Annotated in this window: 19 protein-coding genes; 4 read left to right on the plus strand and 15 right to left on the minus strand. The window is 68.6% G+C overall.

The window, feature by feature from the left end:
- Positions 1 to 26: 26 nt before the first annotated feature.
- Positions 27 to 893, plus strand: coding sequence for a phosphotransferase family protein (locus ACZ6O0_RS17245; protein WP_465765891.1), 867 nt, complete (start codon positions 27 to 29; stop codon positions 891 to 893).
- Positions 894 to 1286: 393 nt separating this feature from the next.
- Here the strand turns inward: ACZ6O0_RS17245 and ACZ6O0_RS17250 are convergent, their stop codons facing one another.
- The 5 genes from ACZ6O0_RS17250 to ACZ6O0_RS17270 all read right to left on the minus strand — a co-directional run bounded on the left by ACZ6O0_RS17250 (position 1287) and on the right by ACZ6O0_RS17270 (position 8075).
- Complete coding sequence (locus ACZ6O0_RS17250) at positions 1287 to 2171, minus strand: carbohydrate ABC transporter permease (protein WP_465765892.1); 885 nt, start codon at positions 2169 to 2171, stop codon at positions 1287 to 1289.
- Positions 2171 to 3133: a carbohydrate ABC transporter permease gene (locus tag ACZ6O0_RS17255; protein ID WP_465765893.1), complete on the minus strand. Its 963-nt coding sequence runs from the start codon at positions 3131 to 3133 to the stop codon at positions 2171 to 2173. The genes ACZ6O0_RS17250 and ACZ6O0_RS17255 overlap by 1 nt, the downstream gene beginning before the upstream one ends.
- Positions 3130 to 4419, minus strand: coding sequence for an ABC transporter substrate-binding protein (locus tag ACZ6O0_RS17260; protein ID WP_465765894.1), 1290 nt, complete (start codon positions 4417 to 4419; stop codon positions 3130 to 3132). The genes ACZ6O0_RS17255 and ACZ6O0_RS17260 overlap by 4 nt, the downstream gene beginning before the upstream one ends.
- A gap of 303 nt (positions 4420 to 4722) precedes the next feature.
- Positions 4723 to 6858 carry a 3-hydroxyacyl-CoA dehydrogenase NAD-binding domain-containing protein gene (locus ACZ6O0_RS17265; protein WP_465765895.1) on the minus strand — a complete coding sequence of 712 codons (2136 nt, stop codon included), beginning with the start codon at positions 6856 to 6858 and terminating at the stop codon, positions 4723 to 4725.
- On the minus strand, positions 6855 to 8075 hold the full coding sequence (locus tag ACZ6O0_RS17270) for an acetyl-CoA C-acetyltransferase (RefSeq protein ID WP_465765896.1): 1221 nt from the start codon (positions 8073 to 8075) through the stop codon (positions 6855 to 6857). The genes ACZ6O0_RS17265 and ACZ6O0_RS17270 overlap by 4 nt, the downstream gene beginning before the upstream one ends.
- 85 nt (positions 8076 to 8160) lie before the next feature.
- Here ACZ6O0_RS17270 and ACZ6O0_RS17275 point away from each other — a divergent pair, with 85 nt between their 5' ends.
- Positions 8161 to 8898 carry a MerR family transcriptional regulator gene (locus tag ACZ6O0_RS17275; protein ID WP_465765897.1) on the plus strand — a complete coding sequence of 246 codons (738 nt, stop codon included), beginning with the start codon at positions 8161 to 8163 and terminating at the stop codon, positions 8896 to 8898.
- 3 nt (positions 8899 to 8901) lie between these two features.
- On the opposite strand, the gene ACZ6O0_RS17280 is transcribed toward ACZ6O0_RS17275, so the two are convergent.
- From ACZ6O0_RS17280 to ACZ6O0_RS17290, 3 genes are read right to left on the minus strand one after another with little or no spacing between them, the layout of a single operon-like run.
- Positions 8902 to 9168 (minus strand): DUF6510 family protein, encoded by a 267-nt coding sequence (locus tag ACZ6O0_RS17280; RefSeq protein WP_465765898.1) that lies wholly within the window; start codon positions 9166 to 9168, stop codon positions 8902 to 8904.
- A complete protein-coding gene (locus ACZ6O0_RS17285) occupies positions 9168 to 9917 on the minus strand; it encodes a ferredoxin reductase (RefSeq protein ID WP_465765899.1) in 750 nt (249 codons plus the stop codon). Before ACZ6O0_RS17285 ends, ACZ6O0_RS17280 begins: the two co-directional genes overlap by 1 nt.
- Positions 9887 to 10483, minus strand: a complete 597-nt coding sequence (locus tag ACZ6O0_RS17290) for a sulfite oxidase-like oxidoreductase (protein WP_465765900.1) — start codon at positions 10481 to 10483, stop codon at positions 9887 to 9889. Before ACZ6O0_RS17290 ends, ACZ6O0_RS17285 begins: the two co-directional genes overlap by 31 nt.
- A 506-nt stretch (positions 10484 to 10989) precedes the next feature.
- Between ACZ6O0_RS17290 and ACZ6O0_RS17295 the strand changes: the two genes are divergently transcribed.
- Both ACZ6O0_RS17295 and ACZ6O0_RS17300 read left to right on the plus strand, forming a co-directional pair.
- A complete protein-coding gene (locus ACZ6O0_RS17295) occupies positions 10990 to 11751 on the plus strand; it encodes an ANTAR domain-containing protein (RefSeq protein ID WP_465765901.1) in 762 nt (253 codons plus the stop codon).
- Positions 11751 to 12488: an ANTAR domain-containing protein gene (locus ACZ6O0_RS17300; protein ID WP_465765902.1), complete on the plus strand. Its 738-nt coding sequence runs from the start codon at positions 11751 to 11753 to the stop codon at positions 12486 to 12488. The genes ACZ6O0_RS17295 and ACZ6O0_RS17300 overlap by 1 nt, the downstream gene beginning before the upstream one ends.
- Positions 12489 to 12719: 231 nt before the next feature.
- Here ACZ6O0_RS17300 and ACZ6O0_RS17305 read toward each other — a convergent pair whose 3' ends face one another.
- Genes ACZ6O0_RS17305 through ACZ6O0_RS17335 form a run of 7 tightly spaced genes read right to left on the minus strand, consistent with a single transcriptional unit; the run spans position 12720 to position 20385 of the window.
- Positions 12720 to 13862 carry an acyl-CoA dehydrogenase family protein gene (locus tag ACZ6O0_RS17305; protein WP_465765903.1) on the minus strand — a complete coding sequence of 381 codons (1143 nt, stop codon included), beginning with the start codon at positions 13860 to 13862 and terminating at the stop codon, positions 12720 to 12722.
- A 25-nt stretch (positions 13863 to 13887) separates the two neighbouring features.
- On the minus strand, positions 13888 to 15009 hold the full coding sequence (locus ACZ6O0_RS17310) for a CaiB/BaiF CoA transferase family protein (RefSeq protein ID WP_465765904.1): 1122 nt from the start codon (positions 15007 to 15009) through the stop codon (positions 13888 to 13890).
- A gap of 34 nt (positions 15010 to 15043) precedes the next feature.
- Positions 15044 to 15823 (minus strand): hypothetical protein, encoded by a 780-nt coding sequence (locus ACZ6O0_RS17315; protein WP_465765905.1) that lies wholly within the window; start codon positions 15821 to 15823, stop codon positions 15044 to 15046.
- 15 nt (positions 15824 to 15838) lie between these two features.
- Complete coding sequence (locus ACZ6O0_RS17320; RefSeq protein WP_465765906.1) at positions 15839 to 16747, minus strand: RNA polymerase sigma-70 factor; 909 nt, start codon at positions 16745 to 16747, stop codon at positions 15839 to 15841.
- Positions 16748 to 16751: 4 nt separating this feature from the next.
- A complete protein-coding gene (locus ACZ6O0_RS17325; RefSeq protein WP_465765907.1) occupies positions 16752 to 17315 on the minus strand; it encodes a DinB family protein in 564 nt (187 codons plus the stop codon).
- Positions 17316 to 17337: 22 nt separating this feature from the next.
- Positions 17338 to 18798 (minus strand): cobyric acid synthase, encoded by a 1461-nt coding sequence (locus ACZ6O0_RS17330; RefSeq protein WP_465765908.1) that lies wholly within the window; start codon positions 18796 to 18798, stop codon positions 17338 to 17340.
- Between the two features lie 9 nt (positions 18799 to 18807).
- Positions 18808 to 20385: an MFS transporter gene (locus ACZ6O0_RS17335; protein ID WP_465765909.1), complete on the minus strand. Its 1578-nt coding sequence runs from the start codon at positions 20383 to 20385 to the stop codon at positions 18808 to 18810.
- Between the last annotated feature and the right edge of the window lie 103 nt (positions 20386 to 20488).

Below are 20488 nucleotides of genomic sequence, written 5' to 3' on the forward strand. Positions count from 1 at the left end.
GATCACGAAGGTAGCCTGACCGAGCTATGGAGATGTCCGACGTCACGCGTGCGATCGCGGCTGCGACTTCGGTTGCCGAATCGCTCGAGCTGCCAGTGAACGACGCAATAGTTCTCCACAACTCGAACAAGCTGGCGCTGCGGCTGACGCCATGCGACGTCTTTGCCCGGGTCGCCCCTGTGGGGGAAGAGGTTGCACAGCTCGAAGTCGAGCTCGCTCAACGGCTCGCCGAGGTCGGATCCCCGGTAGGCGCCTTGGAGCCTCGGGTGGACCCGGTTGTGCACAAGCGCGATGGCTTCGCAGTGACGCTGTGGGTCTACTACGAGCCCGTGACACCTCACGTCTCACCAGTCGACTACGCCAAGGCGCTGGAGCGGCTGCACGCCGGCATGCGCAAGGTTGATGTGGCGAGCCCGAGGTTCACGGATCGAATCGCGGAGGCGGAAGAAATCGTCGCCAACCCGGATCTCTCGCCGGAGCTCGCCGACGCAGACCGGGTGTTCCTCAGCAGCAGACTGGAAAGCCTGCGACGGGCGATCGACGACCGCGGCGCCGCGGAGCAGCTGCTTCACGGCGAACCGCATCCAGGCAATCTGCTCAGCACGAAGAACGGCCCGTTGTTCATCGACCTCGAGACATGCTGCCGTGGACCCGTCGAGTTCGATCTCGCCCATGTCCCCGAGGCGGTCTGCGAGCACTACCCGGGCGTTGACCAAGGACTGCTGGACGAGTGCCGGCAGCTCGTCCTCGCGATGGTCGCAGCGTGGCGTTGGGACGCTGGCGACCAGTTCCCGAACGGCAGGCGCTTCGGACACGAATTCCTGCGCGCACTGCGCGAAGGCCCTCCTTGGCCGACACTCGACGCGATGGCCAGGCGACTGGACGGTCTGTAGAACTCGCCGAAGGCCACTTGAAAGCGCCGCAGCCGTGTGGCTTTGTGCCAGCGGCTAGCCAGACCATCGGCGGCTTCGGCCGCTGATTGCGTCCGCGACGATCCACTCGCGGCTCCCTTCCCGGCACTCGCTCGCCGAGCACGCTGGGCTCGACGCACGGCGTTTCCTTTGCCGAGTGCGCTGGTCCGTGTCCACGGTTGGCGCGCCGCCGGAGGCGGCCGAAGGAACAGCGGCCGCGCAGCGGTGTCCGCTTGTGGTTGACCGGCGGGGAGCCTGGTGGACTCCCCGCCGGAGCTTTCACCCGCACAGGAGTCGCTCGCCGGGTGCGGGTGGACGGTTCGCGCGCCGCCGGAGGCGGCCAAAGGAACAGCCGCCGCGAAGCGGTGTCCGATTTCAGTCCTTGATGCCGGACTGGGTGACGCCTTGGATCAGGTAGCGCTGGAGGAAGGCGAAGATCAGGACCAGCGGGAGGATGGAGACCGCTACGGCCATGAAGAGTTCGTGGATGTTGATGGTTTGGGCCGTCACGAACGTCGACATCGCTACCTGGACGGTCCAGGAAGACGAGTCCTGGCCGATCACCAAGGGCCAGAGGAACGAGTTCCAGTTGCCGATGAAGGTGATCGCCGCGAGCGCCGCGAAGAACGGCAGGGAGTTCGGTACGACGATCCGCCAGAAGACACCGAAGTGGCCGGCACCGTCGACCCGCGCCGCCTCCTCCAGTTCCTTGGGGAATCCCAGGAAGTACTGGCGGAACAGGAACGCCGCGAAGCCGCTGAAGAGGGTCGGGATGATCAGGCCGCGGAGCGAGCTGACCCAGCCCAGGGACGAGACGACGATGAAGCTCGGGATGAAGGTGACCGCGGCCGGGATCATCAAGGTCGCGACGATCGCGTAGAAGATCTTGTCCGCGTGCCGGTACGGGATCCGGGCCAGCCCGTAGCCGGCCATCGATGCCAGCAGCAACTGTCCGGCGGTGCCCAGGACTCCGACGACGGCGGAGTTGTAGAGCGCCCGCGCCATCGGGACCTCGGTGTCGTTGAACAGCTCCGTGATGTTCCCCCATTGCAGATGCGCGGGGAACAGCGTCCAGTCCGGTGCCGTGATGTCGGCCTCGGTGGACAGGGCGTTGCGCAGGATCAGGTAGAACGGCAGCAGGAACAGCACCACCGCGACGAACAGCGCGACCCAGCGCAGCACCAGGCCGACGCGGCCCATCGCGCTGCGGTTGAAGCCGATCGGCTGGGGGGTTCCCGTCGTACGCTCGGCGACAGCCATCAGTCACCCGCCTTTCCGAAGCCGAAGATCCGGCTCTGCAGCAGTGTCACGAGCATGATGATGACCGCGAGGATGAGCGCACCGGCGGAGCCGTGGCCGAGGTCCTGGATCGACCCCAGGGAGATCCCGTACAGGTAGACCAGCGGCGGCCGCGCGTAGTTCACGTTGCCGACCAGGTTGTAGAACTCGTCGAACGCCTGGTACGCCGCGATCAGGTTCAGGATCAGTACGGCGACCGACGTCGCCCGCAGTTGCGGCAACGTGATGTACCGGAACACCTGCCACCCCGGCTTCGCCCCGTCGACGTACGCCGCCTCGTAGAGCGTCGGCGAGATCCGTTGCAGACCGGCGATGAACAGGATCATGTAGAACCCGAGCTGCAGCCACAGCCGGACCGTCACGATCGGGATCCAGTACCACGGCGGATCCACCGTCGACAGCCATGCGATCCCGTCGATGCCGAACCACCCGAGCACCGTGTTCGCCAATCCGAACCGGACGCCGTTGAAGATCGACAGCCGCCAGATCAGCGACGCCACCACGTAGGAGCAGGCGGTCGGCAGGAAGAACACCGACCGGAAGAACGCCCGCGCGATCTTCACCTGGTTGACCAGCAACGCCAGGGCCAGCGACAGGACGAACGTCAGCGGCACGATGAACACCGCGAAGATCGTGAACGTGCCGAGGCTGGACAGGAAGTTGTGGTCGGTGAGCATGTCGATGTAGTTCTGCAGCCCGACGAACTTCGACGGCGTGACCGTGTTGTAGGCCTCGAAGAAGCTGAGGACCAGGCTCCAGATGATCGGCAGGTAGGAGAAGATCAGCAGGCCGACCACGAACGGCCCGACGAACAGCCAGAACGCCATCGTGTTCCCGGCGATGCCCTTGCGCCGCCGGGAACCCCGCCGCTCACCAGTGGCGGCGGGGTCCGTGGTCCGGGGAGTCTTGACCGAAGCGCTCATCCGAACAACCGCGAGAGTTCTTCGTTGACGGTCTTCTCGGCCTTCGTGATCTCGGCGGCGGGGTCGGCTCCCTTCTTGATGATGTTGGTGAGCATGTCGCCGAACGCCGTACCCATCTTCGGGGTCCAGGACGGGTTGTCGGTGTGGCCGAAGTCCTGGGTCAGCTTGACCGTGTCGGCCGCGACACCGCTCTGCAGCTTCGCGGCCTTGGCCGCGAGGCTCTTGCGGGGCGGGATGTGGAAGCCGTAGTTCAGCGACCAGTCCTCCTGGAAGTCTTCCTTGTCGATCCACAGCCACTTGACGAACTTCTTCGCCGCGTCGACGTTCGCGCTCTTCGCGGACACGAACTGGGTCCAGCCGCCGGAGTACACGGCCGGCTTGCTCTCCGCGTCGAGCTTCGGGAACGGGATGACGCCGATGTCGTCACCGAGCGCCTTCTGCATCCCCGGCACCGCCCACATGCCGATCCACTGCATCGCCACCAGGCCCTGGTTGATCGCGGTCGGGTCCCACCAGTCGGTGGGCGCCCCGAGCAGGATGCTCTTGCTGGCGTACAGCTCGTGCAGCTTGCCGAAGGCCTTGGCCGCGCGATCGCCGGTGAAGCCGGGCTTGTTGTCGTCGGTCAGGTACTCCCCACCGGACGACCACAGCGCCGGACCGCCCATCGCGTTGCCGCCGTCGTTGCCGACGAAGATGCCCTTCACCTTGTTCGTGGTGAGTTCCTTGGCCGCCGCGATCAGGTCGTCGATCGTCTCCGGCGGCTTGATCCCGGCCTTGTCCAGCAGGCTCTTCTTGTAGTAGATGACCTGCGGGTCGACGATCATCCGGATCCCGTAGATCTTGCCGTCGAGGGTGTTGGTGGCCAGGTCGCCCGGCTGGAAGTCGTCCTTGACGTCGGCCATGATGTCGTCCAGCGGCACCACCTGGTTGCTCTTCACCATGCCGATGTTGAACTGGCTCTCGAACACGTCCGGACCCTTGCTGGACAGCAGGCCGGAGGCGAGCTTGCTGGCGTAGTCACCCGGCGTCCACTGGACCGCGACGTTCGCGTCGGTGTAGGCCTTGGCGTACTTCGTCGCCGCCTGCTGGGTGCCGGCTTCGCCGTACTGGTGGTACCACTGGGCCAGATTGACCTTCGCTCCGCCGCCTCCGCCGTCGCCGGACGTCGCCGGCCGGCCGGTATTCCCGCCGCAGGCCGCGGTGAACGCGGCGAGCGCGGCCAGACCACCGGTCCGCTTGAGCAGTTCGCGCCGGGACAGACCGGCGTTCGGAACATGAGCAGGCATGTATTCCACCTCCCGAAAGCGACGCCGCAGGGGTACGACGCCGACGGTTCCGAGTTACTTAACGGCGTTAAGCATCTCCGATTTCGCACACGGTACAACTAAAACCAACACCACAACAGACTTCGCCGCAGACCGTTCTGGCACAGCAGGGGCGACATCGGAAGCCGCCACGCCATCCCGGTCAAGGTCAATCGTTGTAGAAGTGTCAGCACAATGTCTCAAAAGCGCGCCCGGCGCAAGACCGGACGCGCTCTTGTTTGTTCGAATATGTGGAGGTTTGCTGGAGTTGATACCGCGCCGTGATCAGCGGAACAGTTCGCCGGCCTCCGCCTTCCGCACCAGGAGGGCAGGAGGCTCGAAGCGTGCGCCGTACGACGAGGCCAGTGCGCGGGACCGCTCGACGAAGGCGGGCAACCCGTAGGCGTTGATGTACTGCAACGCGCCGCCGTGCAGGGGCGGGAAGCCGATGCCGAAGATCGAACCCACGTTGGCGTCCGCGACCGAACGCAGCACGCCCTCGTCCAGGCACTTCACCGTCTCGAGCGACATCGCGAACGTCATCCGCTCCTGCAGATCGATCAGCGGTACGTCGACGTCACGCGCAAAGTGCTCCCACAGTCCTGGCCACAAATGCTTCGGACCGTCGGCCGGGTAGTCGTAGAACCCAGCCCCGGCAGCCTTTCCGCGCCGGTCGAAGTCCTGAACGAGCCGATCCGTCACCGCCATCCCCGGGTGGCCGTCGAAGGCACCCGCGCTGTCGCCAGCCGCCCGGGCCGCGTCGCGGATCTTCTGCGGCAGCGTCAGCGTGACCTCGTCCAGCATCGCCAGCGGCGGTGCCGGGAAGCCCGCCTGGGTCGCGGCCCGCTCGATCATCACCGGGTCGATGCCCTCGGCGACCATCGCCGCGCCCTCCATCACCAGCGTGCCGAACACGCGCGACGTGAAGAAGCCACGGCTGTCGTTGACCACGATCGGCGTCTTCTTGATCTGCCGAACGACGTCGTAGGCCTTGGCGATGGCGCGATCCGAGGTCTTCTCCCCCACGATCAGCTCGACCAGCGGCATCCGGTCGACGGGTGAGAAGAAGTGCATGCCGATGAAGTCGTCCGGCCGGTCGATCCCGTCGGCCAGCGAGGTGATCGGCAGCGTCGAGGTGTTCGAGCAGAGCAGCGCGTCCGGCTCGACCACACCGGCGATCTCGGCGAACACCTTCTGCTTGAGCTCCTCGCTCTCGAACACGGCTTCGATCACGAGGTCGCACCCGGCCAGAGCATTCGGATCCGCGGTCGGCGTGATCCGGCTCAGGAACGCCTCGACCTCCGCTGGCGTCATCCGCCCCTTCTGCACCTGCTTCGCCAGCAGCTTCTCCGAGTACTCCTTGCCGCGCGCGGCCGCCTCCAGCGAGACGTCCTTCAGCACGACCTCGATGCCCGCCTTCGCGCACACGTACGCGATCCCCGCGCCCATCATCCCCGCACCGAGCACGCCGACCTTCCGCGCGGAGTACCGAGGTACGTCGCCCGGCCGCGATGCGCCGGCGTTGATCGCCTGCAGGTCGAAGAAGAACGCCTGCATCATGTTCTTCGCGATCTGCCCGGTGGCCAGCGACACGAAGTACCGCGACTCGATCCGCGACGCGGTGGCGAAGTCGACCTGACTGCCCTCGACCGCGGCGCTCATGATCGCCCGTGGCGCCGGGTACGGCGCGCCCTTCAGCTGCTTGCGCAGGTTCGCCGGGAAGGCGGGCAGGAACGCGGCCAGCTTCGGCGAGGCCGGCGTACCGCCGGGGATCTTGTAGCCGTCCCGGTCCCACGGCTGCTTCGCGTCCCCGTCGTACGACGCGATCCACCGGTACGCCGCGTCCAGCAGCTCGTCCGCCGGGACCACCTCGTCGACGATGCCGACGCTCACCGCGTGCGCGGGCTTCATCCGCTGCCCCTGCAGCAGCACCTTCATCAAGGCATCCTGCAGGCCGAGCATGCGGACGGTCCGGGTCACGCCGCCACCGCCGGGCAGCAGACCGAGCGTGACCTCGGGTACGCCGAGCTCGATCCGGTTGTCGTCGGCCACGATCCGGTGGTGACAGGCCAGCGCGATCTCGAGCCCACCACCGAGCGCGCTGCCGTTGATCGCCGCAACGACCGGGACACCGAGCGTCTCCAGGATCCGGAGCTGCCGCTTGACCTCCTCCACGGTCTCGAAGACCTGGGCCGCGTCGGACGGCTGGATCTGCGACAGCATCTGCAGGTTCCCACCGGCGAAGAACGTGGACTTCGCGCTGGTGATCACGACGCCGCGCAGCGAGTCCTTCTCCGCTTGCAGGCGCTCGACGACCGAACCCATCGCCGCGAGGTAGGTGTCGTTCATCGTGTTCGCCGAGGCGTCCGGGTCGTCCATCGTCAGCGTGACGACACCGTCGGCGTTGGTCCAGGAGATCATGTGGCAAGCCTCTCGATGATCGTCGCGACGCCCATCCCGCCGCCGACGCACAGGGTGGCCAGTCCGTACCGGAGCTCACGCCGCTCCAGTTCGTCCAGCAGGGTTCCGATCAGCATCGCGCCGGTCGCCCCGAGCGGGTGACCGAGCGCGATCGCGCCGCCGTTCACGTTCACCCGCTCGTGCGGTACGCCGAGATCCTTCATGAAATGCAGGACGGCGGCCGCGAACGCCTCGTTCATCTCGAACAGGTCGATGTCGCCGACCTCGAGCCCGGCCTTGGCCAGTGCCTTCCGGGCGGCCGGCGCCGGACCGGTCAGCATGATGGTCGGATCGGCACCGCTCACCGCGGTGGCGACCACCCGGCCGCGCGGAGCCCGGCCGAGTGCCGCACCGGCCTTCTCGTTGCCGATGGCAACCAGAGCCGCTCCGTCGACGATGCCGGACGAGTTCCCGGCGTGGTGCACGTGCTCGATCCGCTCGACGGTCAGGTACTTCTCCAGGGCGACCGCGTCGAACCCGCCGTGCTCCCCGATCGCCGCGAACGACACGGGCAGTCCGGCCAGCGTCTCGACCGTCGTCCCCGGCCGGACGAGCTGGTCGTGGTCGAGGATCTGCAGGCCGTTGCGGTCGCGCACCGGGACGATCGAGCGGGTGAAGTACCCGTTGGCCCAGGCCTTGGCGGCGCGCGCGTGCGACTCGGCGGCGTACGCGTCGACGTCGGTGCGCGAGAAGCCGTCGAGGGTCGCGATCAGGTCGGCGCTGATGCCCTGCGGGATGAAGTTGGTCTGCAACGCCGTCTCCGGGTCCATCGCCCAGGCACCGCCGTCGGAGGCCATCGGGACGCGCGACATCGACTCGACACCGCCTGCGAGGATGAAGTCCTCCCACCCGGACCGGACTCGCTGGGCCGCTTGGTTCACCGCCTCCAGGCCGGAGGCACAGAACCGGTTGAGCTGCACGCCACCGGTCGTCACCGGGTAGCCGGCGGCAAGGACCGCGGTCCGGGCGATGTCCATGCCCTGGTCGCCGATCGGCGTGACCACACCGAGCACGACGTCGTCGATGGCGGCCGGATCCAGGTCGGGGTGCCGCTCACGCAGCTCGTGCAGGAGGCCGGTGATCAGCTGGATCGGCTTGACCTCATGCAGCGCTCCGGCCGGTTTGCCCTTGCCCCGCGGGGTGCGGATCGCGTCGTACAGGAAGGCTTCGTTGCTCATGATGATCCCGTCGGTCGAGAAGTCCCTCCGATTGTGACAGTATCGCTGTCACGATGGTCAAGGAGGGGTCGTTATGATCTCCGCCATGTCGGAAGTCACGGGGGACGCTGCGACCCTTACGGTCGACGAGTTGTCGACGCGGGTCGGGATGACGGTGCGGACGCTGCGGTTCTACGCCGGGCGGGGGTTGATCCCGCCGCCGATCCGGCGCGGCCGGGTGGGCTACTACGGGCCGGAGCACATCGCCCGGCTCGATCTGGTCCGCGAGTTGCAGGCGCACGGGTTCACGCTGTCGGCGATCGAGGGATACCTGGAGCGCATCCCGTCCGACGCGACCCCGCAGGACATCGCGCTGCACCGGACGCTGCTGACGCCGTGGATGCGCGACCTGCCGGAGACCCTGGACCGGGCCACGCTCGTCCGCCGGACCGGCCGCGAGCTCACCGACGACGACATCGAGATGCTGGTCGCGCTCGGCGTCGTCGAGCCGACGCCCGACGAGGACGTGTTCCAGGTCGCGACCGCGCACCTCAGCCTCGGGGTCGAGCTGCTCGACCTGGACCTGCCGGTCGAGGCGGTGCTCTCGGCGGGCCGGATCTTCACCGAGCACGGCCGTGCGATCGCCGAGGAGCTCACCGAGGTGTTCCGGACCAAGGTCTGGCCGCACTACCGGGACTCCGGTGGACCGCCCGAGCACATCCAGCAGCTGGTCGAGCGGTTCAAGCCGGTCACGATCCAGGGCCTCGTCCTCGCCTACGAACGCGCCGTCGGCGAGACCCAGCGCGACACCATCCGCCGGACCCAGAGCAAGCAGCGCCGGTGACGGTCAGGCGCTCGGGATCCGCAGGTAGGTGAGGCCACGCAGGTCGAGGTAGGTCTCCTCGCCTGTCGTCACCACCCGGACCAGAACGCTGTCGCACCCGCGGCACCGGGCGACCAGGCCGGGCGCGTTCATGTAGACGTGCGAGTCCGCGAACACTCCCATCTGGCCGCAGGCGGCGCAGCGGGTGATCGCGGCGGTGATGTCGACGGCGAAGAGCTCGCTCATGGCGCCGGCCGCCGCATTGCCGTCGAGATAGCTGGCTTCGGTCATCACGACCCTCCTGTCGGTCCGAATCGCTCTGTTCTCACCCGGGCCGGGTCGTGCCCGGCCTCGACCAGCAGGTCCGCCACCGTCTCCACGAACGGCGTCGGCCCGCACACGTACGTCGTCGGCGCGTCCTCGGGCTTGAACGCGAGCTGATCGATCAGTTCGGCGTCGATCCGCCCCACCCGCGGCTCCCCGGCCGGCGCCTCGCGCGTGTAGACGAGGCGTACGTCGACGTCGTCGGACGCGGCCAGCTCCTTCAGGTCGGACACGTAGATCACCGAGGCAGGACGCCGCACCGAGTAGAGCAGCCGGACCGGCGTCGTACTGTCCGCGGCGGCGTGGGCGCGCAGCATCGCCCGCAGCGGGACGACACCCGATCCCCCGCCGATCAGCTGGACGGGACCCTCCTGCTCCGGCTTCCAGACGAACCAGCCACCGACCGGGCCACGGATCTCCAGCGGGTCGCCGACCTTCAGCACGTCGACCAGGTACGGCGAGACCTCACCCTCGGGCACCTGCTCGACGGTCAGCTCGATGCTCCCGCCGGACCAGGCCGAGGCGATCGAGTACGAGCGGGATGCCCGGTAGCCGTCCGGTGCGGTCAGCCGGACGTCCAGGTGCTGCCCGGCCAGGTGCCCGGGCCAGTCCGGTACGTCGAGCACGATCGTCCGGGCGGTTGCCGTCTCACGCCGTACGTCGGAGACCGTGGCGATCTGCCACATCAGTCGCCGGCGTATCGCTGTTCTTTCCATGGGTCTCCGTACTCGTGGTAGCCGGCGGTCTCCCAGAAGCCGAGGTCCTCGGTGTCGGTCAGGACCAGGCCGCGCACCCACTTGGCGCTCTTCCAGAAGTACAGGTGCGGCACCAGCAGGCGGGCCGGGCCACCGTGCTCGGGGTCCAGCGGCTCACCGTCGTACTCGTAGACGATCCAGGCCTGGCCGTCGAGCAGGTCGTCCAGCGGCAGGTTGGTGGTGTAGCCGCCGTAGCTGTGCGCGAGCGCGAAGTCGGCGCTGGTCTCGACGTCGGCGAGCAGCGTGTCGAGCGAGACGCCCTTCCACTCCGTCTGCAGCTTCGACCACCGGGTCACGCAGTGGATGTCCTTGGTGATGTCCTCGGCCGGCAACGCGAGCAGCGCGGCCCAGTCCCACTTGGAGTTCTCGCCCGTCTCGGTGGTGACGGTGAACTCCCAGTGCTCGGTGCGGATATGTGGCGTCGGCCCGGCCGACAAGACCGGGAAATCCCGGGTCAGATACTGCCCCGGCGGCAGATCCGTCCCACCCCCGCGACGACCGGTGAAACCTGGCGACACGATGCCCATGTCGACCTCCCTGAAGATCCTGAGGGGAAGTCAACCACGGCTCCGCCGGATCGCCATCCCCTGGCCGGGAATTCGTCGACGGCGCGTCGCTCCGGAACGCCGACCGCGGGGAATCGGCCTAGACTGACAGACCTGTGGCGTTGCCCAGGACCCCGGCGACCTCGCGTCGCCGCTCGGCGTCCGGGAGGAGCATCGATGAGCGAATGGTTCGGCTACAGGCCCGCCGCCGAGACCAGGGCGGCCACACCCAAGCGGCCGGCCGAACGACCGGTTCCCCCCGACGCGCCCCCGGAGGCGCCGCCGGCGGAGGATCCGCCCACGGACGAATGAGTCTCGCCAGGCTGGGTACTGGAACGGGAGGTGACCAGGTCCGGCCGCGGACAGGTACCGGTCGCCGGAAAAGTGCACAGCTGGTGGCTGGCGTGAAGATGTACCGGAATTCGGCAATCGGACCGCTAGGGTGGAGCAGCATCCGCCCCGCGGCGGCTCGAGTGTGGACGGAATGGGTGGATCACGACCGCAGTGCCAGGGTGTGGGGGGCGATCGACGCAGTTGCCCGGAGCGCAGGCGAATCGCCGTCCCTGCGTCATGCCGTCGAGGCCTGCGCCCAGGCGCTGGGTGCGGTCGGCACCGGGCTGTCGATGAAGGGTGACGGCGGTGTGCTGGAGCCCTTGCTCGCCACCGATCCCAAGGCCGGCGAGCTGGACGAGCTCCAGTCCACGCTCGCGGAAGGGCCGAACGCCGACGCCATCGCCATCGGTGTGCCGGTGCTGTCCACCGACATGTCCGGCCTCGACGCCGGGCAGCGGTGGCCGGCCTTCGCCCCGGTCGCGGCCGAGCGCGGCATGCGCGGCGTCTTCGCGCTCCCGGTCGGCGCGGGAGCGGCCCAGCTGGGAGTGCTGAGTGTGTATCGGCACGAGGCGGGTCTGCTGCGAGCCGATCAGCTCCGTGACACACTGGTCTATGCCGACGCGGTCTTCGTCCTGGCCCTGGACCAGCGCCGGGGCGTCAGCTCCGACCTGCGCGAAGTGATCGACACCGCGTTCTCCACCCGGCGTGCGGAGGTGCACCAGGCGGCCGGACTGATCGCGGCACAGCACCACCTGAGCGTCGCCGACGCGCTGGCCCGGCTCCGCGCGCACGCGTACAGCCGGGGACGCCCGTTGCACGAGGTCGCCGCAGAGGTCATGGCCGGCCGGCTCGTCCTGGAGAGCGACGGCGAACAGATACGTCCGCAGCATGCCGACAACGAGCAGGAGGACGAGTGATGAGCACATCTGACCGGAGGGTGCGGGAGGTGTTCATCGAGCTGGCCGACACTCTCGTCGACGATTTCGACGTCATCGAATTCCTGGATCGGCTCGCGGAGCGGTGCAGTGAGCTGCTGGGGGTCTCGGCCTGCGGCATCCTGCTCGCCGACCACAGCGGCGTGCTGAACCTCGTCGCGGCCACCAGCGAGCAGGCGCGGCTCGTCGAGCTCGTCCAGCTGCAGAACTCCGAAGGCCCCTGCCTGGACGCCTTCACCAGCGGACAGCCGGTCCAGCGCGCCGACCTCCGCACCGACGACGACCCCCGCTGGCCGCGGTTCGCCGTGGCAGCCGTCGAGGCCGGCTACGTCTCGGTGCAGGCGTTGCCGATGCGGCTGCGCGAGACCGTCCTGGGCGCCATCAACCTGTTCAGCATCGAGGTGGGACCGCTGGACGAGGACACGATCACCCTCGGTCAGGCGCTCGCCGACGCCGCGACCATCGGCATCGTGCACCAGCGCGCCCTGGCCCGCCAGGAGGTCGTGACCGAACAACTGCAGGCGGCCCTCAACAGCCGGATCCTGATCGAGCAGGCGAAGGGATTCCTCAGCCACAGCCTCCGCCTTCCGGTCGACGAGGCGTTCGCCGAACTGCGCGCGTACGCCCGGTCGCACAATCGCCGCCTGACCGAGGTGGCCGCCGACATCGTCCAAGGGCGTATAACGATCACCAGGCCGGACTCCGCACCGCCGGTATAACGGCGTCGGTCGCGCTCTGGTGCCACAGCGCTTGGGTAGTTACTGTGAGTTTCGCCTGTCCAGCCCACCCCAGACCCCGGCGCCGGACGTGCTGCGTCCCAGGGAGGGGTTGGCGCGGCACGGCAGGAGTCAGTCTCGGTCGCACCCACCGCGCGGCTGGCGGATCAGGCGCAGGACCCGCCACGCTGCGCCACCCGCGAGCGCACCGATGGCGGGTTCTCTGCGCCCGGCCTACACGCCCATCGTCCGGCCGATGATCTCCTTCATGATCTCGGTGGTGCCGCCGTAGATGGTCTGGATCCGGGTGTCGAGATAGGCCTTCGCGATCGGGTACTCGGTCATGAACCCGTAGCCACCGTGCAGTTGCAGACAGCGATCGACGACCTTCTTCTGCAGTTCGGTGGTCCACCACTTGGCCATCGCTGCCTCGGCGACGGTGAGCGTGCCGGCAATGAGCTCCTGGATGCAACGGTCGACGAAGACGCGGGCGATCTGGGTCTCGGTGGCGAGCTCGGCCAGCACGAACCGGCTGTTCTGGAACGAGCCGATCGGCCGGCCGAACGCCTTGCGGTCCTTCACGTACCGCAAGGTCGTCTCGAGCATGTTCTCGCAGGCAGCGGCCGCGACGACCGCGATGGCCAAGCGCTCCTGGGGCAACTTCTCCATCAGGTAGACGAAGCCCTGGCCCTCCTCGCCGAGCAGGTTCCCGGCCGGGACGCGGACGTTGTCGAAGAACAGCTCCGCGGTGTCCTGCGCCTTCAGGCCGATCTTGTCGAGGTTGCGGCCGCGCTCGAAGCCGGGCATCCCGCGCTCGACCACCAGCAGCGATATGCCCTGCGCACCGGCGTCGGGGTCGGTCTTGGCGACGACGATGACGAGGTCGGCCAGGATCCCGTTGGAGATGAACGTCTTCTGGCCGTTCAGCAGGTAGTGGTCGCCGTCACGCCGCGCCGTGGTCCGGATGCCCTGGAGATCACTGCCGGCGCCCGGCTCGGTCATCGCGATCGCGGTGATCATCTCCCCCGAGCAGAACGCGGGCAACCAGCGCGCCTTCTGCTCGTCGGTCGCATAGTCCAGCAGGTACGCCGAGTTGATGTCGGTGTGGATCGCGAACCCGACCCCGCTCGCGCGCGCCCGGGTCAGTTCCTCGATCAGCACGGTGTTGAACCGGAAGTCGCGGACCCCACCGCCGCCGTACCGCTCGGGCATCATGAAGCCGAGCAGGCCCGCCTGACCGGCCGCCGTCCACAGCTCACGCGGCACGATGCCGGCCTCCTCCCAGCTGTCGTGGTGCGGCACGATCTCCTTGTCGCAGAACGCTCGCGCGGTCTCGCGGAAGGCGTCGTGATCGGCGTCGAACAGCTGACGTTCCACGGGCGGTCCTCTCGGTTGTGACGGCTCAGTTCTGGATGGCGGCGCCGGTGCCGATCAGGTCGTCGACATCGGTGATTCCCCAGTCGGCCAGGGCTTCGCGGGTGTGTTGTCCCGCGCGCGCGGGCGGTCGGCCGAGGCTGGTCGGCGTACGGCCGAAGCGTGGTGCCGGGGCGGCCTGCCGGACGCCGTGGTGGTCCACAAAGGTGCCTCGGGCAACGAGATGCGGATGGTCGGCGGCGAGTGGCAGGACGGGCGTGACGCAGGCGTCCGAGCCGTCGAACAGCGTGGCCCACTCGGCCTGGGTGCGCCGCCGGAAGGCCTCGGTCAGCACCTTCCGGAGCTCGGGCCACTGCGCCGGGTCGTTGCGGTCCGGGACGGTGAGCTCGAGCTTCTCGATCAGCTCGGCGTAGAACTGCGGCTCCAGCGCGCCGACCGCGACGTGCTTGCCGTCCGACGTCTCGTACACGTCGTAGAACGGCGCACCCGTGTCGAGCAGGTTCGTGCCGCGCTCCTGCCGCCAGGTCCCGGCCGCGAGGGCACCGAGCAGCATCGTGGTCAGATGTGCCGAGCCGTCGACGATCGCGGCGTCGACCACCTGGCCCTGACCGCTGCGCTGGGCGTTGTGCAGCGCCGCGAGCACGCCGATGACCAGGTACAGCGAGCCGCCCGCGAAGTCACCGAGCAGGTTCGCCGGGACCTGTGGCGGACCACCGGCCCGGCCGATCAGGTGCAGTGCGCCGGACAACGCGAGGTAGTCGATGTCGTGGCCGGCGGTCTGCGCGAGCGGGCCGTCCTGACCCCAGCCGGTCATCCGGCCGTAGACGAGCCTGGGGTTGATCGCCCGACAGTCCTCCGGACCGACGCCCAGCCGCTCTGCGACGCCCGGCCGGAACCCTTCGACGAGGACGTCGGCCTGTGCGACGAGGCGTCGTACGACGTCGACCGCGGCTGGGTTCTTGAGGTCCAGGGCCACGCTGCGGCGGCCGCGGTTGACCAGGTCGAGCTCCGGTGGACCCATCGAGGGTCCACCGCCGGGGCGGTCGATCCGGAGCACGTCGGCGCCGAGCTCGGCGAGCATCATGCACGCGAACGGCGCCGGCCCGATCCCGGCCAGCTCGACCACCTTCACGCCCTCGAGTGGACCCATGCGAGCCATTGTGACAGTTCTACTGTCACAGTCGTCAAGTCATTGTGCGCGCCGCCACCACCGCGGAGGCCGGAATCAGCGCGCTCAGCGCGAGCACGACCGCGAGGGCGATCGACCAGCCGGGTTCGTTCCCCTCCAGATGCCCGAGGTGGAAGAACAGGTGCGGCACCGCGTAAGCCAGGTAGGCCAGCAGCGCGACGGTGGTGAGGAAGCGGTCGAAGCGGATCGCGGCGGCGGTGAGCACGATGCCGAGACCGAGCGTCGCGCCGCCGAAGTCGTGGAACAGGTGGTCGCTGTACGGCGGGGTCCAGTTCACCGTCGGGACGTGGTCGTAGAACGTCTTCGGGACGATCGTGAGCCAGAGACCGAGGATGAGCTGGTACGCGGCGAACACCACCAGGACCGTGCGGACGTAGGTCTTCACGACTTCGCTCCGAGGTAGTCCCGCGAAGGTCGTGTGACCGTACGGCGGCCCGTCGACCAGAGCATCACCGGACGCGAAAGCGCGGAACACCTTCCCGGGGACGCGAAGCGGGAGCACTCGCCGACGGGGTGACCAGGCGCGCGCGAGCTCCGGGACGGGCCGCCTCTCAGGCCCACCGATGTCGGGAGCGCGCCCGTTGACCGGAGACCGGCCGACCAACTCGGTGAGGCGTACGGCGACATCCTCGACGCCGATGGGCTGCAGCGGGACGGCGAGCAGGTTGCGGGCCTGCTGGACGTCGCGGCGGCCGAGGCCGGTGGCCGACCGCAGGTGGGCGACCGTCGGTCGGCCCAGGGTGCCGGTGCCGCCGGTGACGAGGATGGAGGTCATCTGGTGTCCTTTCGTTCACCAGCTCAGATCCGGTAGCCCTCCGATTCGTGACAACTGGTTCGCGGCGAAGGCGAGCTTGTCGGGGTTCATCACGAAGCGCAGGTCGGTCACACCGTCCGGACCGGCCTCGACGAAGCAGATCGCCACCACCCCATCGGGGCCTACGGCAACCAGTGCGGGCCGTCCGTTCGCCTCGGCGAAGTCCGCCTCGATCCCGGCCCCGAAACGTTCCAGCGTGCCGATCAGATAACGCGCGACCCGATCCCGGCCGGCGATCGCGTTCCGGGCCGCGATGACCTTGCCGCCGCCGTCCGCCGTCGACACCACGTCCTCGGCCAGCAACTGCTCGAGCTCCTCGATCTCCCCCAGCCGGGCGGCCGCGAGAAAGCGCTCCACGAGTTTCTGCCACCCGGCCCGATCGACGGGCTGATCCCGGCGTGACCCGGCGGCGATCCGCTTGCCGGCCCGCGACGCGAGCTGACGCGCGTTCGCCTCGCTCGTGCCGATCAGCTCGGCGACCTCGCGATAGCCGTAGGCGAACGCCTCATGCAGTACGTACGCCGCCCGCTCCGCCGGCGTGAGTCGTTCGAGCAGCAACAGCAGCGCGAACGACACGGACTCCCGCTCCGCGACGACCTCGAGCGGCCCGAGCGCGTCGAACTCCGCCCGGCCGGTCAGCACGGGCTCCGGCAACCACTCCCCCACATACGTCTCCCGCCGGACCCGGGCCGACGTCAGCTCCTTCATCGAGAGGTTGGTGACCACCTTGGCCAGGTAAGCGTCAGGGTCTCGCACGCTCGCCTGGTCGACACCCTGCCAGCGCAGCCATGCGTCCTGCAGGATCTCCTCGGCATCGGTCGCCGTACCCAGCATCCGGTAGGCGATCCCGAACAGCCGGCCCCGCAGGCACTCGAAGTCATCCACGCCGTCAGTCTGTCAGGAAGCTCTCCGCCGCCCGCTGGATCTTCGTGTAGTACTCCGACCAGCCGGCCTCGTCGAGCATGCCCGCGTCCGCGCCGCCCTGACCGTCGATCAGCTCCCGGACGATATCCGCGTGCCCGGCGTGATGCGCGGTCTCGTCGACGACCCGGACCAGCAACGCGCCGAACGTCGTACGCCGGTTCCCCTCGGCCCAGTGGGGAACCTCGGCCGGCGTGTCCAGGTCGAGCTCGGCGATCGAGCGGTCGCTGTGCGCGCAGGCTTCCTTGTAGAGCCCGGTGAGGTAGTCGGTGGACTCGGTCGGCAGCGCCCACATGTCGCCGCCCTCCCAGACCGTGCCGTCCGCGTCCCACGGCAACTGCTCCGCCGGTGGGCGTCCGACGCTCGTGCCGAGGTAGACGTACTCGATCCCGGCCAGGTGCTTGACCAGGCCGAGCAGGTTCGTCCCGGAGGGCACCAGCGGCCGGCGACGATCGTACTCACTCAGCCCGTCGAGTTTCGCGAGCATCAGCGCGCGGGTCGCCTGGAGGTACGTCTGCAGTTCGGCTTTCATGCGGAGGACGCTAGCCGAGGCGTCAGACAGTTCCCGGCGCACCCGGCGGAACGAAGGGCACCGTGGCCGGGCCTTGCTCGATGAGCTTCATCAGCGCGGCGGTGTCGGCGTACTCGTCGATGGTGTCGGCCAGGCGATCCAGGCGGGCTTCCCGCAGCCGGGCGAAGGAGACCGTGCCGTCGGGCGCGGGTTTGCCGGTCAGGTCCGCGATCTCGGCGAGGAACGCGTGGCGGGTCGCGTCGTCGTCGAGGAGGCCGTGCCAGATGGTCCCCCAGGTGTTGCCCGCGCGGCAGCCACCGGGGAAGTCGACGGCGTCGCCGGTGACCGTGACCACGCCGTGGTGGATCTCGTACGCCGTGGGCGCCGGACGGGCCAGCGTCTTCCCGGCCTGGAATGTTGTTGCGACCGGCAACAACCCGAGACCGGTGTGCTCGCCGCCACCCTCGACACCGTGCGGATCGGAGATCGTGGCGCCGAGGGCCTGGTAGCCACCGCAGATGCCGAGCACCGGCCGACCGGCCGCGACCCGGGCCGACACCGCCTCGGCCAGACCCTGCGACCGCAGCCACTCCAGGTCCGCGACGGTCGCCCGCGAGCCGGGCAGGACGACGAGATCCGCGTCGCGCAACTCGGCCGGGCTGGTGGTGAAGAACACGCTGTTGGTCGGCTCGACCGCGAGTGCGTCGAGGTCCGTGAAGTTGCTGATCCGCGGGAAGCGGACCACCGCCACCGTGAGCAGATCCGCCGGCGAGCTTCGCCGTACCGGGATGTCGAGAGCGTCCTCCGAATCCAGCCAGAGCTCCGGCAGCCACGGGAGTACGCCGTACGTCGGCCGGCCGGTCACCGACGTGAGCATGTCGATCCCGGGCTGCAGGAGCGAGACGTCACCACGGAACTTGTTCACCAGGAAGCCACTGATCAGCGCCTGGTCGGCGGCGTCCAGCAACGCGACCGTGCCGAACATCGAGGCGAACACTCCCCCGCGATCGATGTCCCCGACCACGACCACCGGTGCCTGGATGTGCCGGGCGAGACCCATGTTCACGTAGTCGGAGCGCCGCAGGTTGATCTCCGTCGGGCTGCCGGCGCCCTCGCTGATGATCACGTCGTACCTGGACGCGAGATCGTCGTACGCGGCGAAGGCCGCCTTGGCGAGTTCGGCCCGCTCGGTCAGGAAGCCGCGCGCGGTCAGCTCACCCCACGGCTCGCCCATCAGGACGACGTGGCTGCGGCGGTCGCTGCCCGGTTTGAGCAGGACCGGGTTCATCGCGGCCTCGGGCTCGGCGCCGGCGGCGACGGCCTGGATCCACTGCGCGCGGCCGATCTCGGCGCCGTCGGCGCAGACCATCGAGTTGTTCGACATGTTCTGCGCCTTGTACGGCGCCACCCGGACACCCTGCCGCGCCAGCCACCGGCAGAGCCCGGTCACCACGGTCGTCTTGCCCGCGTCGGACGTCGTACCAGCGATCAGGAGCGCACCCACCCGGCGATCTTATGGCTCGTCGGCGCGCCTGCCTTGCTCGGCCTCCGGCCTGACCGGAGTCATCCTGCGGCCGCGCGCGCCGGTGCTGGGCAGCCGCGGCGCCGCGCCCTGGAACCGGGTCGCCCCGGTGTCGCGCGCGGACAGCGGTTTGGCGACGTTCTCCAGCGACTGGCCCTCGGCGTCGACGCCGAAGATCCACGCGATGATGCCGCCGGCCAGCATGACCGCCGCGCCGATGACGTACCCGACGGTCAGCGGGCCGCGGGCCGGGTTGTCGCCCTCGCCGATCAGCGAGGCGAACAGGAACGGCGCGATCACACCACCGGTCAGCTGCGAGATCGCGAAGAAGAACGAGATCGCCTGACCACGGAGCTCGATCGGGAAGATCTCACTCACCGTCAGGTACGCCGACGAGGCACCGGCCGAGGCGAAGAAGAACACCACGCACCACAGGGCGGTCAGCGATGCGGCGCTCAGCGCACCGGCGTTGAACAGCATCGCGGTGATGAACAGCACCACGGCGGAGACGGAGTACGTGGCGAAGATCATCTTGCGCCGACCGATGGTGTCGAAGAGGTGCCCGAGCAGCAGCGGTCCGGCCAGGTTGCCGATCGCGAACGGGAAGAAGTACAGCGCGATGCTGGAGTCGCTCAGCCCGAAGTACGCCTTCAGGACCAGCGCGTAGGTGAAGAAGATCGCGTTGTAGAGGAAGGCCTGGGTCACCATCATCGAGAAGCCGAGGAAGGACCGGCTGCGGTAGTCGCGCAGCATCACCCGCGCGATCTCGCGGTATGTCACCGGCGGGTAGTCGACCACGTTGATGGCCTCGTCGCCGGACACCTCGCGCAGCTCGCCGCCCTGGCGCCGGACCGTCTCCTCGATGCCGTCGACGGTCCGCTCGGCCTCCTCGACGCGGCCGTGCGTCATCAGCCAGCGCGGGCTCTCCGGGATGTGCCGGCGCAGGAAGATGATCATCAGGCCCATCACCGGGCCGATCAGGAAGCACAGCCGCCAGCCCCACTCGATCGGGACGATGTTCTCGTTCAGGAACACCAGGCCGACCGCGGACCCGATCAGCGCACCGGCCCAGTAGGTGCCGTTGACGCCGATGTCGACCCGGCCGCGGTACTTCGACGGGATCAGCTCGTCGATCGCGGAGTTGATCGCGGCGTACTCACCGCCGATGCCCATGCCCGCGATGAAGCGGAAGATCAGCAGGGACCAGATGTCCCAGGACAGGCCGGCCAGACCGGACGCGACCAGGTAGATCATCAGCGTGATGATGAACAGGCTGCGCCGGCCCCACTTGTCGGTGAGCCGGCCGAAGACCAGCGCGCCGACCACCTCGCCGCCGAGATAGATCGAGGCCATCAGGCCGACCTGGGCAGTACTGAGGTGCAGGGTCTCCGGTTCCTTGAGCACGTTGCCGACCAGCGAGACCAACTGGATCTCGAGCCCGTCGAGGATCCAGGAGACGCCCAGACCGACGACGATCATCCAGTGGAACTTCGTCCAGGGCAGCCGGTCCATCCGGGCCGGCACGAGACTCGGTATCGCCCGGCCGTCTTCCAACGCGTGCTCGCTCATCCCTGCTCCTCCCGAGAGCCGATTCCGGCGGCGTGCCCCGGGCACGCCGCTCCCGCCCGTACCCCGGGAGTGACGAATTCCAAACCCACGGTGAGAATCTCGC

The organism is Kribbella sp. NPDC048837 (assembly GCF_055586945.1).